This window comes from Pseudomonas brassicacearum (assembly GCF_918698105.1).
Lineage (GTDB): Bacteria > Pseudomonadota > Gammaproteobacteria > Pseudomonadales > Pseudomonadaceae > Aquipseudomonas > Aquipseudomonas brassicacearum_F.
Genome location: NZ_CAKKMI010000048.1, coordinates 1 through 14,030, shown reverse-complemented (window position 1 = coordinate 14,030; position 14,030 = coordinate 1). Strand labels below are relative to the sequence as shown.

The following is a 14,030-nucleotide window of genomic DNA, read 5'->3' as shown; positions in this document are numbered from 1 at the left end:
GTGGCTCGTGGAAATACTGGCAATTACGGATGATTCGTCCAGCGCACCCGAAGCAAGAGATCGAAGAAATGGAATACATCTTTACCTTGAAATATCAACTTGCTGACGATGGCTATGCCGCGAATGCACTAGTCGAGCGGCTGGGTGAGGCAGGCTGCGACGATGCCCTGGTCGGCATCGGGCAGCCGGGGCGGCTGGCGCTTGAGTTCACTCGCGAAGCTCCTGATGCGGTCAAGGCGGTGCTTAGCGCTCTGGCCGACGTCCATCGCGCGGTGCCGTCGGCCAAATTGATCGAGGTTGCGCCTGATTTGGTCGGGCTGACCGATGTAGCTGAGATCGTAGGCGTATCTCGACAGAACATGCGCAAGCTGATGTTGGCTCATCCGAGCAGCTTCCCGACGCCGGTGCATGAGGGGAGTGCATCTATCTGGCATTTGGCAGATGTTCTGGGTTGGCTGCAGGCCAGGGGCAGCTATTCGCTTACCAAGAATGTGTTGGATGTGGCCCAGGTGGCGTTGCAGGTCAACGTTGCGAAAGAAGGCCGACGGTTACTTGGTATGGCTTCCGAAGAGTTGGACGCTTTGGTTGGGTGACAGACATCTCAGCCTCTCCTCAGTTTGACGAGCCGGTTGTCAGGAGTAATCGTTTTTGTGCGCGACTCTTGTTATCTAATCGTTTTTTTACAACCTTAACCGTTAGCTACAAGATCAGGTGCACGACATCATTTCTGGAATGCCCGCGCTGCAACAGGTAGGGGTATGGGCCGAAATCGCTGTTGCCGTCTCGCGGGGGTTTGAGGAAGACGGCGGAGCGGGTGATGTTGTGATCGATCGATATCGTCCGGGAAAGCCCGTCGACCGCTGAAGCCCTTCAGACTTGGGTATTAGAGAAGCTGTGGTCGAGTCAAATCCGTGTGAACCCATATCCACACGGCTTTCCGTGTTCACCGCCGCGCCACATCCGAAAAATAAAACTTATCCAGCGTATGCCGCGATTCGGTGTACTCGAACTGTCGGCCGTCCTGGAGAAAGGTCTGGTTGCTGACCACGATCACATGGCTCTGCCCTTCAAGGTCCAGGTGCTGCTGGTCGTCCTTGCCGCAGCGGACGGCTTCGATGGTGCGCTGGGCGTAGGCGATTTGCAGGTGCAGGGTCTGTTCGATGAAGGCGTAGATCGACTGCTCGGCGATGTCGCGGGTGAGGCCGGGGATCACGTCGCTGACGAAGTGGTTGATGTCCAGGATCACGCGCTTGCCGTCGATTCGCCGGACCCGCTTGATGCGGGTGATCGGGCTTCCGGCGGGGGCCTTGATGTGTTCGAGCAGGGCGCCTTCCAACGGCAACTGGCTGAATTCGACGACTTCGGTGCTGACATCGTTGCCCAGGCGCGGGTAGGTCTCCTGGAAGCTGACGATGCCGCCGAGCTGGAATTCGATGGGCTGGGTCGACAGCACGAAGGTGCCCTTGCCATGGATCTTCTGGGCGAAGCCGCGCTCCTGGAGTTGTTCGATGGCCTTGCGCACCGTGCCGCGACTGGCCTGATAGCTGTCCATCAGCTCGGTTTCGGAGGGCAGGCGGGCGCCTCGCTCAAGGCGTTCGGTGGTAATGCTGGTCAGCAGATCGTTGTAGATCTGGTTGTATTTACTCATGGAGAGGGCTCTGTACCGCGCTGTTCACCGGGGCGGAACCTTACGGGCCAAGTGGGGGATTTGTCCATTCGGCTGTCATTCTTTGACGGCAGGAGCGTAGGACGTTTCCAGGTTTTCGAAGGCTTATCATAAACAAAAACAAAACTCGTCTGTACCAGTTGTTGATTTAACTCGTACAGACGAGTACTTTCTCTTCCACGTGCTGTCGACTCTCAATAACAAGAATGACGCGGAAGAAAAAAGCATGAGCCACGATTACTCCAAAATCGCCAGTGAGCTGCTGCAAAGCTTGGGTGGCGTCGACAATATCGAGCAGGCGGCCCATTGCGTGACGCGCCTGCGCCTGTCCCTCAAGGACGCGGCCCGGGTGGACAGTGCCACGCTGAACCAGATCGACCTGGTCAAGGGTTCGTTTTTTACCGGTGGCCTGTTCCAGGTGGTCATTGGTCCGGGCGAGGTGGAAAAGGTCTATGCCGCCCTGCGTGAATTGACGGGTCTGGCCGCCGCGACCATTGCCGACGTCAAGCGCCAGGGCGCGCAGAAGGGCAACGGCATGCAGCGCCTGGTGCGGGTGCTGTCCGATGTGTTCATGCCCATCCTGCCTGCCCTGGTGATCGCCGGCCTGCTGATGGGCGTCAATAACCTGTTGGGCGCCAAGGGCATGTTCATTGCCGGGCAGACGTTGCTCGATGCCTATCCGAACCTGGATGGCGTCTGGAGCCTGATCAACCTCATGGCCAATACCTCCTTCGTTTTTCTCCCGGCCCTGGTGGGCTGGTCGGCGGCCAAGCGTTTCGGCGGCAGTGAGATCCTTGGCATCGTGCTGGGCCTGATGCTCGTCCACCCGGACCTGCTCAACGCCTGGAACTACGGCAAGGCCGTTGCGGGGCTGGAGGGCCAGAGCCTGCCGTACTTCGACATCTTCGGCTGGTTCCGCATCGAGAAAGTCGGCTACCAGGGGCAGATCCTGCCGATCCTGCTGGCGGCCTATGTCATGAGCGTGATCGAGAAATGGTTGCGGGCGAGGGTGCCCAACGCCATCCAGTTGCTCGTGATCCCCATCACCACCATCGTCATCACCGGCGTACTGGCCCTCGCCATCATCGGTCCGGTCACCCGGCACCTGGGCATCCTGATTACCGAAGGCATGGTCGCGCTGTTCGACCTGGCACCGGTGATTGGCGGGGCGATTTTCGGCCTGCTCTATGCGCCGCTGGTGGTCACCGGCATGCACCACATGTTCCTGGCGGTGGACCTGCAATTGATCTCGACCCAAGGCGGCACCTTCATCTGGCCGATGATCGTCATGTCCAACCTGGCCCAGGGCAGCGCGGCGCTGGCGGTGTTCTACATGACCCGTAATGCGCGGGACAAGAGCATGGCGTCCACCTCGGCTATTTCCGCTTATTTCGGCATCACCGAACCGGCCATGTTCGGGGTCAACCTGCGCTACAAATTCCCCTTTTATTGCGCCCTGGCCGGCTCGGCCCTGGGCTGTATTTTCCTGTCGCTGAACAAGATCAAGGCCTCGGCGATTGGCGTGGGGGGGTTGCCGGGTTTCATTTCGATCGTGCCTGACTACATCCCGATGTTCGTGGTTGGCATGGTCATCGCCATGAGCGTGCCCTTTGCCCTGACCTGCGCGTTGAGCATGAAGATCGTCCGGCCAGGGTATCGGGTGGCCTGACACCTGTGGGAGCCGGGCTTGCCCGCGATGAGGCCTGCGAGGCCGGTACAAAACAGACTGAAGGAAACGCACATGCAAGACTGGCAACGCTCGGTGATCTATCAGATCTACCCCAAGAGTTTCTACAGCCATGGCGGCCAGGCCACCGGTGATTTGCGAGGGGTGGTGGACAAGCTCGACTACTTGCACTGGCTGGGTGTGGATTACCTGTGGCTGACGCCGTTCCTGCGTTCGCCGCAACGGGACAATGGCTACGACATCAGTGACTACTACGCCATCGACCCCAGCTACGGCACCATGACCGATTGCGAATTATTGATCGCTGAGGCGCGCAAGCGCGGTATCAAGCTGATGCTCGACATCGTGGTCAATCACACGTCCATCGAACATCCCTGGTTCCAGGCCGCCCGCAGCAGCCTCGACAACCCGTACCGCGATTTCTATATCTGGCGCGACCAGCCGAACAACTGGGAATCCAAGTTCGGTGGCTCGGCCTGGGAGTACGAAGCGCAGACCGGCCAGTATTACCTGCACCTGTTCGACCACACCCAGGCTGACCTGAACTGGGACAACCCCCAGGTGCGCGCCGAAGTGTTCAAGATGATGCGTTTCTGGCGGGACAAGGGCGTGGGAGGATTTCGTCTCGATGTGATCAACCTGATCTCCAAGCCGACCGACTTCCCTGATGACCACACCGATGGCCGGCGTTTCTACACCGACGGCCCCAACGTGCATCGCTACCTGCAGGAAATGCATCGGGAAGTCTTCGAAGGGTTCGACCTGATCAACGTCGGCGAGATGTCGTCCACCAGCCTTGAGCACTGTGTTCGTTATTCATGCCCGGCGTCCCGTGAACTGTCGATGACGTTCAATTTCCATCACTTGAAGGTGGATTATCCGAACCTGCAAAAGTGGGTGCGGGCCGACTTCGATTTTCTCGAACTCAAACGCATCCTGTCCGACTGGCAGGTCGGCATGCAGGCCGGTGACGGTTGGAACGCGCTGTTCTGGTGTAACCATGACCAGCCGCGGGTGGTGTCGCGATTCGGCGATGACGGTGAGTACCGCGAGCCTTCGGCGAAGATGCTTGCCACGGCGTTGCACTTTCTCCAGGGCACCCCGTTCGTGTACCAGGGCGAGGAATTGGGGATGACCAATCCAGGCTTCGAGCACATCGAGCAGTATCGCGATGTGGAAACCCTGAACATCTATCGCCTCAAGCGCAACGCCGGGGTGTCGGAGGCCGAGGCCATGGCGCCGATCATGCAGAAGTCCCGTGACAACGGGCGCACGCCGATGCAATGGAATGCCGGGCCTAACGCGGGTTTCAGCCGGGCCGAACCCTGGATCGGCGTACCTGCCAACGCCGCTTTCATCAACGTCGAGCAGCAACAGCAAGACTCGACCTCGGTGCTGCATTACTACCGTCAATTGATCGCCCTGCGCCGCAGCGAAGCCTTGATACAGGACGGCGTCTACCGTCTGCTGTTGCCCGACCATCCGCACGTATGGGCGTACCTGCGCGAAGGGCAGGGGGAGCGCCTGTTGGTGGTCAGCCACTTTTATGGAGGCGACTGCGACGTGGAGCTGCCCGAAGGGATCCTCAGCGAGGATACGAAACAACGCTGGGTGATCGGCAACTATGAGGCCAGCGAGCACCGATACCGACGGCTGCGCTTGCGGCCCTACGAGTCGTTTGTGTTGCACCTGAGCGACTGAATAAAAAACTTCCCCTGATCCAGGCAATGCCTGACAGCGAACACGTTGCGCCAGACGCATCGTGGGCCCTTTGTCGTCAGCCAGATGGCGGCCAAGGGGGGGAGTCATGGAGCAAAAAAACAATAAGAAATAATGGAGAGGCGTATGAAAACAATAATAAACCGTGGCCTTGCCGCGTCCTGTATCTGCCTGGCGCTGCCGTTTCCGGTTCAGGCCCTGGAGTTTTCCGGTTATCTGCGCAGCGGCATCGGCAGTGCGACCAATGGCCGTTCCCAATCGTGCTTCCAGTTGCCTGGGGCGCAGACTAAATATCGGTTGGGCAATGAATGCGAGCAGTACGGGGAACTGGAACTGCGCCAGGATCTTTTCACCCTCGACGACGGCTCGGTATTGAGCGTGGACGGCATGGCATCGCTGTACAACCGCTATGACCGCACGCCGACTTTCCAGGGTGAAAACGGTTCGGCGCGCATGCCGCAGATGTATGCCCAATGGTCGAACATGCCCAGCCTGAACGGCGGGTCACTGTGGGCCGGTCGGCGTTACTACAAACGTAACGACATCCATATCTCGGATTTCTACTACTGGAACCAGAGTGCTACCGGTGGTGGGATCGAGGATGTGCTGATCGGCGGGTTGAAATACAGCTACGCCTTCTCGCGCAAGGACAACCTGTACCAGAAAGACCCGGTCAACCGGCATGACTTCAACGTCGCCGGTTTCAAGACCAACCCCGGCGGCGAGTTGGAATTTGGCCTGAGCTTCATCGACCGGGCGGACCGGCGCGACGCCCATCGCGGCTGGGCCTTGACCGCCCAGCATGTGCAGCAGGACTTCCTGGGTGGGAAGAATAAACTGGCCTTGCAATATGGCGAGGGGCCCGGCACCGGGCTGGGTTATACCGGCGACACTGGGCTGGACGACAGCAACAAGAGTTATCGTCTGGTGGAGTTTTTCGATTGGCAGGTCACGCCGCGTTTCGGCGGGCAGGTGCAGGCGGTGTACCAGAAGGACATTCGCCCCGATGGCGCCGACCAGGACTGGCTGTCGTTGGGGGTTCGCCCGGCGTACGCCATCACCGATCAGTTCAAGCTGGTGGCCGAACTGGGCCATGACCAGGTCCAGGCCAGCGATGGAACACGCAAGCTGAGCAAATTCACCTTTGCGCCCACCTGGTCGCCCAAGGGCCCGGAATTCTGGGCTCGCCCGGAAATACGCCTCTACTACACCTACGCCAGTTGGAACGAGGCGGCCAAGCGTGCAGCCAATGAACTGGCAGCCGGCTCGGCGCTGTCGGACACCGGTGTATTTGGCGGTGCGCGACATGGTTCCAACGTGGGCCTGCAGGTCGAATACTGGTGGAAATGACCCGTGTAGCGCGGGTCGCGGATCGATGCGTGCCCGTGATGCCAAAAAGAACAGACAGCAGCAGGTGAAGTCTCATGAACACAACGCAACCTTTGCAATTGCTCGCACCGCTGTCCGGTGTCTTGATGCCCTTGGACAGCGTGCCGGACCCGGTCTTCTCCAGCCGAGTAGTGGGGGACGGCATCTGCATCGATCCGACCTCGCAGACCCTTTGCGCACCGCTGTCGGGTGTCATCGGCACGCTTCAGGACAGCGCCCATGCGGTGAGTGTCACCGCTGACAACGGCGTCCAGGTGCTGATGCACATTGGTCTGGACACGGTCAATCTGGCGGGCAAGGGGTTCACCTCGCGGGTGACCATGGGGCAACGGGTCGAGGCCGGCCAGCCGCTGATCGATTTCGATGCCGACTACATCGCCTTGCACGCGCGCAGCTTGTTGACGCTGATGCTGGTGGTCAGTGGCGAACCTTTCAGCCTGCTTGGGGACGAGGCGAGCTGTATCGAGAGTGGCGTTCCGCTGTTGCGTGTGGGCCCGGCGGAACAAGGGCTCGTCGACGAGGCGCAGCAGGGCTCGGTGCTGTTTTCCAGGTCGCTGATTGTACCCAATGAAAGTGGCCTGCATGCCCGTCCTGCCGCGGTGTTCGCCCAGGCGGCCAAGGGGTTTGATGCCAAGATCCAACTGCATAAGCAGCAAGCCAGCGCCAACGCAAAATCACTGGTCGCGGTCATGGCGTTGCAGACGGCCAAGGGCGACAGCGTGCAGATCAGCGCCGCCGGCCCTCAGGCCGGGCAAGCCATCGAAGCGTTGGAGCAATTGCTGCTGTCCGGGTGTGGCGAAACGGTGCAGGCGCCGCTGACGTTGGTGCCGACCATCGTCGTCGAGCCATCGATACCTGGCCGGCTGCGGGGTGTCTGCGCGTCGCCCGGTTCAGCGTTTGGCGAGGTGGTCCAGATCGCCTCCCAGGTGTTGGACATCGAGGAGTTGGGGGCCGGCATCGAGGCTGAACAGGCAGCCCTGGATCAAGGGCTGGAGCAGGCGACCCAAGCCTTGAAGGCGTTGCAGGGCGAGGCGGCGGGCAGTGTCCAGGCGCAGATTTTTCGCGCCCATCAAGAGTTGCTGGAAGACCCCACCTTGCTCGAGCAGGCCCAAGCCTTGATCGGCGAGGGCAAGAGCGCGGCGTTCGCCTGGAAAACCGCCACCGAGGCGAGCGCCGCGCTGTTCCAGCAATTGGGCAGCGCTTTGCTGGCCGAGCGCGCAGCGGACCTGGCCGACGTCGGGCAGCGGGTGCTCAAGCTGATCCTGGGGGTAAAGGACAACGCCTGGAACCTGGCTGAACGGTCGATTCTGGTGGCCGAACAACTGACGCCATCCCAGACCGCCAGCCTCGACACTTCGCGCATTGCCGGTTTCGTCACCGTGGGCGGCGGCGCCACCAGCCATGTCGCGATCCTGGCCCGTGCGTTGGGCCTGCCCTCGTTGTGTGGCGTGGCGCACCCCGTGCTGGCCCTGGATAACGGCACCCGGGTGTTGCTGGATGCCGACAGCGGTGAACTGCACGTGAATCCGGACCAAACCCTGATCGAACAACGTCAGGCCGCTGCTGACCGGCAGCGCCAGCGGCATCAGCGTGACCTCGAACAATCGGCCCTGGCGGCGCGTACCCTGGACGGTCATCGAGTCGAGGTCAGTGCCAACGTCGGGTCGCTACGGGATGTGGAGCAGGCCATGAGCCTGGGCGGCGAAGGGGTCGGGCTGTTGCGCTCCGAGCTGCTTTACCTGGATCGTGCGCAGCCACCTGGCCATGACGAGCAAGCGGCCCTGTACAGCGCCGTCGCCCGGGCCCTGGGGCCGGAGCGCAACCTGGTGGTACGTACCCTGGACGTGGGCGGGGACAAGCCGCTGGCCTATGTGCCGATGGCTCATGAGGCCAATCCATTTCTCGGCATGCGCGGTATTCGCCTGTGCCTGGAGCGCCCCCAGCTGCTGCGCGAACAGTTCCGGGCCATCCTTGCCTGTTCGGGGCCGGCGCGGTTGCACATCATGCTGCCCATGGTCACGCAACTGGCGGAGCTGCGCCTGGCGCGGCAGATGCTGGACGAAGAGGTCCGTCACCTGGAACTCAAGCAGGCGCCGAAGTTGGGCATCATGATCGAAGTGCCGGCGGCGGCGTTGATGGCCGACCTGTTCGCCCCTGAAGTGGATTTCTTCTCTATCGGCACCAACGACCTGACCCAATACACCCTGGCCATGGACCGTGACCACCCACGCCTGGCCAGCCAGGCCGACGGCTTGCATCCCTCGGTGTTGCGCCTGATCGCCCGTACGACCGAAGCCGCCCGTGCCCATGGCAAGTGGGTCGGGGTGTGTGGCGCACTGGCATCGGAACCCCTGGCGGTGCCGGTATTGCTGGGGTTGGGCGTGGATGAGCTATCGGTCAGTGTGCCGCTGATTCCGGCGATCAAGGCCTGCGTGCGTGAATGGAACCTGAGCGAGTGCCGCACGCTGGCTCAACAGGCCCTGGGCCAGGAAAGCGCCGAGCAGGTGCGAGACCTCCTGCGTATTCACTCATCCACGGCCACCCCGGCCACCCTGGCCATGGAGCATTGAACATGTTCGACAAACTGCAACAGGCATTCTGGAAAGCCCTGACCCCGGACCTGGTGCCGGAAGAACCCAAGCGGCCGGCCGCGGTGGATGGGCTGGCGCCGGCCATTATCGCTGCGTTGGGCGGTGCGGATAACCTCAAGTCCCATCAGCCCGTGGCGTTGACGCGGCTGCGGGTGGAACTGCGGGATGTGGCGCGGATCGATCGGATGGGCTTGAGTGCCGCCGGTGTGGCAGGCGTGATGACGCTGGACAACGGCGTGGTGCACCTGATCACCGGCTTGCAAGGCTGAAGCACTGTAGAAGCTGTGTAGGATCTGTGTAGGAGCTGACGAGTGCAACGAGGCTGCGATCTTGTCCCAGGCAATTGAGTCGCAAGCGAAAGATCAAGATCAAGATCAAAAGATCGCAGCCTTCGGCAGCTCCTACATGCAGCCCAACGGGAGCCAGCTCTCATGGAACAAATTACAACTCCATGTTTTTAAGCACTTTTAAGCAAGCTGCGATCTGGCTCAGATGGACCGTTATGCCCTCGCCACAAAAGCGGTTCGCCACAAGGGAGATCGGTGCGGGTGCCAGCGCGTTCTATACTCCTGGCACCGTTGCGGCGACAAACACGCCGCAATAAGGAGCCTGCCATGAATGACACTCAAAAACTCGCCGCCTTGCGCATCGTTTTGATTGTTGTCGGCCTGATCGCCGTCTTCGCGATCTGGCCGCTGATGAACCTGTGGCCGTCCGGCTGGGCGTGGCACAGCGGCCATTCCCACTATCCGCTGATGATCGTCGGCATTTACGCGACGCTGGGGGTGTTCCTGCTGATGGCATCGCGCGATCCGATGAAACACCTGAGCCTGATCTGGTTCACGGTATGGTCGAGCATCGTGCACGGCACGATCATGGCCGTGCAGTCGTTTGGCGTCGAGGCGGATGGGGCGTCGCACTACGGCCATCTGCTCGGCGATGTGCCCGCCTTGTTCATCGTCGCGGCGGCGCTGGCTTTTTTCATGCCACGTGGTGACAAGGCGCGTTTGCCGAACGATTGACCACCGTATCGGTGCCTACGGAAAAACCCTGTGGATAACCTCCATAGGGTTTTTTTCATTTTGCCTGGCCTTACTGTTTCTCATCTGCGGGTGTATCGTATTCGCCTTTTGCGGGCCCACCGGTCCGTCGCAGATCCAGAGGTAGTCGCGTTCATGTCCTTTACCCGTCGCCAAATACTCGGTGGCCTGGCCGGTCTTGTTGTCGTTGGCGTGGGTGCAGGAGGTGCGTCGCGGTACTGGTTGGGCAAGCGCGCCGATGCCGAGGCCGGTCACGACTATGAATTGATCGCCGCGCCGCTGGACGTCGAACTGGTAGCCGGGCACAAGACCCAGGCCTGGGCGTTTGGCCCCTCGGCGCCGGGCACCGAGCTGCGGGTGCGCCAGGGCGAATGGTTGCGGGTACGCTTCATCAATCACCTGCCGGTCGCCACCACCATTCATTGGCACGGGATCCGTTTGCCGCTGGAGATGGACGGCGTGCCGTATGTCTCGCAATTGCCGGTGTTGCCGGGCGAGTATTTCGATTACAAGTTCCGTGTGCCAGACGCCGGCAGCTATTGGTATCACCCTCACGTCAACAGCAGCGAAGAGCTCGGGCGTGGGCTGGTGGGGCCGTTGATCATCGAAGAGCGTGAGCCCACCGGCTTCAAATACGAGCAGACCCTGAGCCTCAAGAGTTGGCATGTGGACGAGCAGGGCGAGTTCGTCGCGTTCAGCATTCCCCGTGAAGCGGCGCGTGGCGGCACGGCTGGGCGGCTGGCGACCATCAACGGCGTGGCGGAAGCGGTGATTGATTTGCCGGCCGGGCAGATCACCCGGGTGCGCTTGCTCAACCTGGACAACACCCTGACGTACCGCATCAACATTCCAGGCGTCGAAGCGCAGATCTATGCGCTGGACGGCAATCCCATCGAACCGCGCCCGCTGGGCAAGGAATACTGGCTTGGCCCGGGCATGCGCATTTGCCTGGCGATCAAGGCCCCGCCAGCCGGCGAAGAGTTGTCGTTGCGCAATGGCCCGGTGCGCCTGGGAACCTTGCGTTCGGTGCCTAACAGTGACGCGCCGAGCCAATGGCCGCCGGCGCTGCCGCCCAACCCGGTGTCCGAGCCGGACCTGGCCAATGCCGAAAAACTCAACTTCAATTTCGAATGGGTCGGCTCGGTGTCGGTCAATGTCGACAATGGCAAGCCGCCGAGCCTGTGGCAGATCAACGGCAAGGCCTGGGACATCACTGACAAGACCTGCGCCGACCGGCCAATCGCCACGCTGAAAAAAGGCCAGAGCTACATTTTCGAATTGAAGAACATGACTCAGTACCAGCATCCGATCCATTTGCACGGCATGAGCTTCAAGGTGATCGCGTCGAACCGGCACAAGGTCGTGCCGTATTTCACCGACACTTACCTGCTGGGCAAGAACGAGCGGGCGCAGGTGGCGCTGGTGGCGGATAATCCAGGCGTATGGATGTTCCACTGCCATGTGATCGACCACATGGAAACCGGCCTGATGGCCGCCATCGAGGTGGCTTGATGCGCCAGATTCGCCCTGCCAGGATCATCGACCGCAGCCGTGACCAGGATTTCATGCGCGAAGCCCTGGCCCTCGCCGCACAAGGCGCCGCCCTGGGCGAAGTGCCAGTGGGCGCGGTGCTGGTGCAGGACGGCGAGATCATCGGGCGCGGTTTCAACTGCCCGATCAGCGGCCATGACCCCAGCGCCCACGCGGAAATGGTCGCCATCCGCGCCGCCGCCCAGGCGGTGAGCAACTATCGCCTGCCCGGCAGCACCCTCTACGTGACGCTGGAACCGTGCAGCATGTGCGCCGGCCTCATCGTTCATTCGCGTATCGCCCGGGTCGTCTATGGCGCCCTGGAGCCCAAGGCCGGCATCGTGCAGAGCCAGGGGCAGTTCTTCAACCAGGGTTTCCTGAACCATCGGGTGATGTACGAGGGCGGGGTGTTGGCTGAGGAGTGCAGCACCGTGCTGAGTGAGTTCTTCAAGGCCCGAAGAGCCAAATCGCAAGGTTGAACACTGATCCCCTGTGGGAGCGAGCTTGCTCGCGATGAGGGCCTGACATTCAACAGCGATGTTGCCTGACAGACCGCTATCGCGAGCAAGCTCGCTCCCACAGGTTTTTGTGGTGTTCGGGCTGTTTATTTACGCGCCACAATCACCGCCCGCATCGGCGCCGGCAGTCCTTCGATGGTTTTGCTGTGGTCGGCGGGGTCGAGGAAGTCGCTCAGCGACTGATACTTCATCCACTCGGTGCTGCGCTGCTCCTGCACGGTGGTCAGGCTCACGTCCACGCAACGCACCTCGCTGAACCCGGCGCGGCGCAGCCAGCGCTCCAGGGCCGGGACCGACGGCAGGAACCACACGTTGCGCATCTGCGCGTAGCGGTCCTCGGGCACCAGCACCTGGTGTTCGTCGCCCTCGATCACCAGGGTCTCCAGCACCAGTTCGCCGCCCTTGACCAGGCAGTCCTTGAGCGCCAGCAGGTGCTCGATCGGCGAGCGACGATGGTAGAACACGCCCATGGAGAACACCGTGTCGAAGCCTTCCAGCTCTGCGGGCAGAGCCTCGAAGGGGAACGGCAAATGCCAGGCGTTGGGCTGCGACAGGTAGCGTTGCACCGCCTGGAACTGGCAGAAGAACAGCCAGTTGGGGTCGACGCCGATCACCGTGTCGGCCCCGGCGCCGAGCATCCGCCACATGTAGTAACCATTGCCGCAGCCGACATCGAGGATACGCTTGCCTTTCAGGTCCAGGTGCGGGGCCACCCGTGACCACTTCCAGTCCGAGCGCCATTCGGTGTCCACATGCACGCCAAACAGGTCGAAAGGGCCTTTGCGCCATGGCGACAGGCCCATCAACGCGGTACGCATCTGTACACGGGTTTCGTCGGAACAATCGGCGTCGAGCGTCAGGCCGTTCAGCAGATCGACCGTGGTGGGTTGCAAGGTCGGCAGCGCATCGAGCGCGCTTTGCCAACGCTCCAGATCGCCATGGCCCTTTTCCATCTTGCTGTCGAGTTGCGTCTGCAGCGTCGCGGCCCAATCGGCCAGGGGCGTGCCGGCCAGATGGCGGGCGAGGGGGGACAGATCAATCATGGCAGGGCAATCAACGAGGCGAAGTTAAGACACTGGAACCACGGCACGACTTTCGAGAACCCGGCCGCCAGCAGGCGTTCGCGGTGTTCTTCGAGGCTGTCGGGCTTCATGACGTTTTCGATGGCGCTGCGTTTCTGGGCAATCTCCAGCTCGCTGTAGCCGTTGGCGCGCTTGAACGCCACGTGCAGGTCGGTGAGCAGGGCGTGTTCCTCGGCATCGTTGAAGCGCAACTTTTCCGACAGGATCAGGGCGCCACCCGGCAGCAAGGACTGGCGGATGCGGCTCAACAATGCGGTGCGCTGGTCCGGCGCGATGAATTGCAAGGTGAAGTTCAGGGCTACCACCGAGGCTGGCTGGAACGTCAGGGCGAGGATGTCGCCTTCGATCACTTCCACCGGCAGCAGCTCCTGGAACATCGAGTCCTGGCCGTTGAGGTATTCACGGCAGCGCTCGACCATGGCCGCCGAGTTATCCACCGCGATCACCCGGCAACCGTCAGTGCGCACGTGGCGGCGCAGGGCCTGGGTCACGGCGCCCAGGGACGAGCCCAGGTCGTAGAGCACGCTATTGGGCTGGGCGAATTGCGCGGCGAGCACGCCGAGGTTTTCGACAATGGTCGGGTAACCCGGCACCGAACGTTTGATCATGTCCGGAAACACTCGCACCACGTCCTCGTTGAAGGCGAAGTCCGGCACTTGGGCCAGGGGTTGGGCGAATAGGCGATCGGGATCTTTGCTCACGGCGGTTCCAGCGGCATGGGTGGTGAAAAGGCCGGCATTTTAACCAAAAAACCTGTGGGAGCGAGCTTGCTCGCGATAGCGGACAGTCAGTTGATGCAGATGCTGAC

At 61.5% G+C, this 14,030-nt stretch carries 12 protein-coding genes; 9 read left to right on the top strand and 3 right to left on the bottom strand.

The genetic code is table 11. The features are described 5' to 3' along the window. The first annotated feature begins 68 nt into the window (after positions 1 to 68). A complete protein-coding gene (locus tag LQ215_RS18780; protein ID WP_230152057.1) occupies positions 69 to 593 on the top strand; it encodes a helix-turn-helix transcriptional regulator in 525 nt (174 codons plus the stop codon). Positions 594 to 943: 350 nt separating this feature from the next. Here LQ215_RS18780 and treR read toward each other — a convergent pair whose 3' ends face one another. Continuing rightward, positions 944 to 1,648: a trehalose operon repressor gene (gene treR / locus LQ215_RS18775; protein ID WP_230152027.1), complete on the bottom strand. Its 705-nt coding sequence runs from the start codon at positions 1,646 to 1,648 to the stop codon at positions 944 to 946. Positions 1,649 to 1,892: 244 nt separating this feature from the next. Between treR and treP the strand changes: the two genes are divergently transcribed. The 8 genes from treP to tadA all read left to right on the top strand — a co-directional run bounded on the left by treP (position 1,893) and on the right by tadA (position 12,101). Further along, positions 1,893 to 3,335 (top strand): PTS system trehalose-specific EIIBC component, encoded by a 1,443-nt coding sequence (gene treP / locus LQ215_RS18770; RefSeq protein WP_230152026.1) that lies wholly within the window; start codon positions 1,893 to 1,895, stop codon positions 3,333 to 3,335. A 72-nt stretch (positions 3,336 to 3,407) separates the two neighbouring features. Continuing rightward, complete coding sequence (treC, locus tag LQ215_RS18765) at positions 3,408 to 5,054, top strand: alpha,alpha-phosphotrehalase (RefSeq protein ID WP_230152025.1); 1,647 nt, start codon at positions 3,408 to 3,410, stop codon at positions 5,052 to 5,054. Positions 5,055 to 5,198: 144 nt separating this feature from the next. Continuing rightward, positions 5,199 to 6,422, top strand: a complete 1,224-nt coding sequence (locus LQ215_RS18760; RefSeq protein WP_230152023.1) for a maltoporin — start codon at positions 5,199 to 5,201, stop codon at positions 6,420 to 6,422. Positions 6,423 to 6,496: 74 nt separating this feature from the next. Further along, positions 6,497 to 9,031: a phosphoenolpyruvate--protein phosphotransferase gene (gene ptsP / locus LQ215_RS18755; RefSeq protein WP_230152022.1), complete on the top strand. Its 2,535-nt coding sequence runs from the start codon at positions 6,497 to 6,499 to the stop codon at positions 9,029 to 9,031. A gap of 2 nt (positions 9,032 to 9,033) precedes the next feature. Next, complete coding sequence (locus LQ215_RS18750; RefSeq protein ID WP_230152021.1) at positions 9,034 to 9,321, top strand: PTS transporter subunit EIIB; 288 nt, start codon at positions 9,034 to 9,036, stop codon at positions 9,319 to 9,321. Positions 9,322 to 9,666: 345 nt separating this feature from the next. After that, positions 9,667 to 10,074, top strand: coding sequence for a DUF6632 domain-containing protein (locus tag LQ215_RS18745; protein WP_230152020.1), 408 nt, complete (start codon positions 9,667 to 9,669; stop codon positions 10,072 to 10,074). A gap of 153 nt (positions 10,075 to 10,227) precedes the next feature. Further along, positions 10,228 to 11,604: a multicopper oxidase family protein gene (locus tag LQ215_RS18740; RefSeq protein WP_230152019.1), complete on the top strand. Its 1,377-nt coding sequence runs from the start codon at positions 10,228 to 10,230 to the stop codon at positions 11,602 to 11,604. Next, on the top strand, positions 11,604 to 12,101 hold the full coding sequence (gene tadA, locus LQ215_RS18735; RefSeq protein WP_230152018.1) for a tRNA adenosine(34) deaminase TadA: 498 nt from the start codon (positions 11,604 to 11,606) through the stop codon (positions 12,099 to 12,101). Before LQ215_RS18740 ends, tadA begins: the two co-directional genes overlap by 1 nt. A 125-nt stretch (positions 12,102 to 12,226) precedes the next feature. On the opposite strand, the gene cmoB is transcribed toward tadA, so the two are convergent. Then, entirely contained in the window at positions 12,227 to 13,183 is a 957-nt protein-coding gene (gene cmoB, locus LQ215_RS18730) for a tRNA 5-methoxyuridine(34)/uridine 5-oxyacetic acid(34) synthase CmoB (RefSeq protein WP_230152017.1), read from the bottom strand. Further along, positions 13,180 to 13,923, bottom strand: coding sequence for a carboxy-S-adenosyl-L-methionine synthase CmoA (cmoA, locus tag LQ215_RS18725; protein ID WP_003198073.1), 744 nt, complete (start codon positions 13,921 to 13,923; stop codon positions 13,180 to 13,182). The genes cmoB and cmoA overlap by 4 nt, the downstream gene beginning before the upstream one ends. Positions 13,924 to 14,030: the final 107 nt, after the last annotated feature.

What these genes read in the sequence shown, in the direction of transcription:
- treP (WP_230152026.1), top strand. Translation starts at nt 1,893, where the DNA reads ATGAGCCACGATTACTCCAAAATCGCCAGTGAGCTGCTGCAAAGCTTG.
- treC (WP_230152025.1), top strand. Translation starts at nt 3,408, where the DNA reads ATGCAAGACTGGCAACGCTCGGTGATCTATCAGATCTACCCCAAGAGT.
- LQ215_RS18740 (WP_230152019.1), top strand. Translation starts at nt 10,228, where the DNA reads ATGTCCTTTACCCGTCGCCAAATACTCGGTGGCCTGGCCGGTCTTGTT.
- cmoB (WP_230152017.1), bottom strand. Translation starts at nt 13,183, where the DNA reads ATGATTGATCTGTCCCCCCTCGCCCGCCATCTGGCCGGCACGCCCCTG.
- LQ215_RS18780 (WP_230152057.1), top strand. Translation starts at nt 69, where the DNA reads ATGGAATACATCTTTACCTTGAAATATCAACTTGCTGACGATGGCTAT.
- LQ215_RS18750 (WP_230152021.1), top strand. Translation starts at nt 9,034, where the DNA reads ATGTTCGACAAACTGCAACAGGCATTCTGGAAAGCCCTGACCCCGGAC.
- tadA (WP_230152018.1), top strand. Translation starts at nt 11,604, where the DNA reads ATGCGCCAGATTCGCCCTGCCAGGATCATCGACCGCAGCCGTGACCAG.
- LQ215_RS18745 (WP_230152020.1), top strand. Translation starts at nt 9,667, where the DNA reads ATGAATGACACTCAAAAACTCGCCGCCTTGCGCATCGTTTTGATTGTT.
- LQ215_RS18760 (WP_230152023.1), top strand. Translation starts at nt 5,199, where the DNA reads ATGAAAACAATAATAAACCGTGGCCTTGCCGCGTCCTGTATCTGCCTG.
- treR (WP_230152027.1), bottom strand. Translation starts at nt 1,648, where the DNA reads ATGAGTAAATACAACCAGATCTACAACGATCTGCTGACCAGCATTACC.
- ptsP (WP_230152022.1), top strand. Translation starts at nt 6,497, where the DNA reads ATGAACACAACGCAACCTTTGCAATTGCTCGCACCGCTGTCCGGTGTC.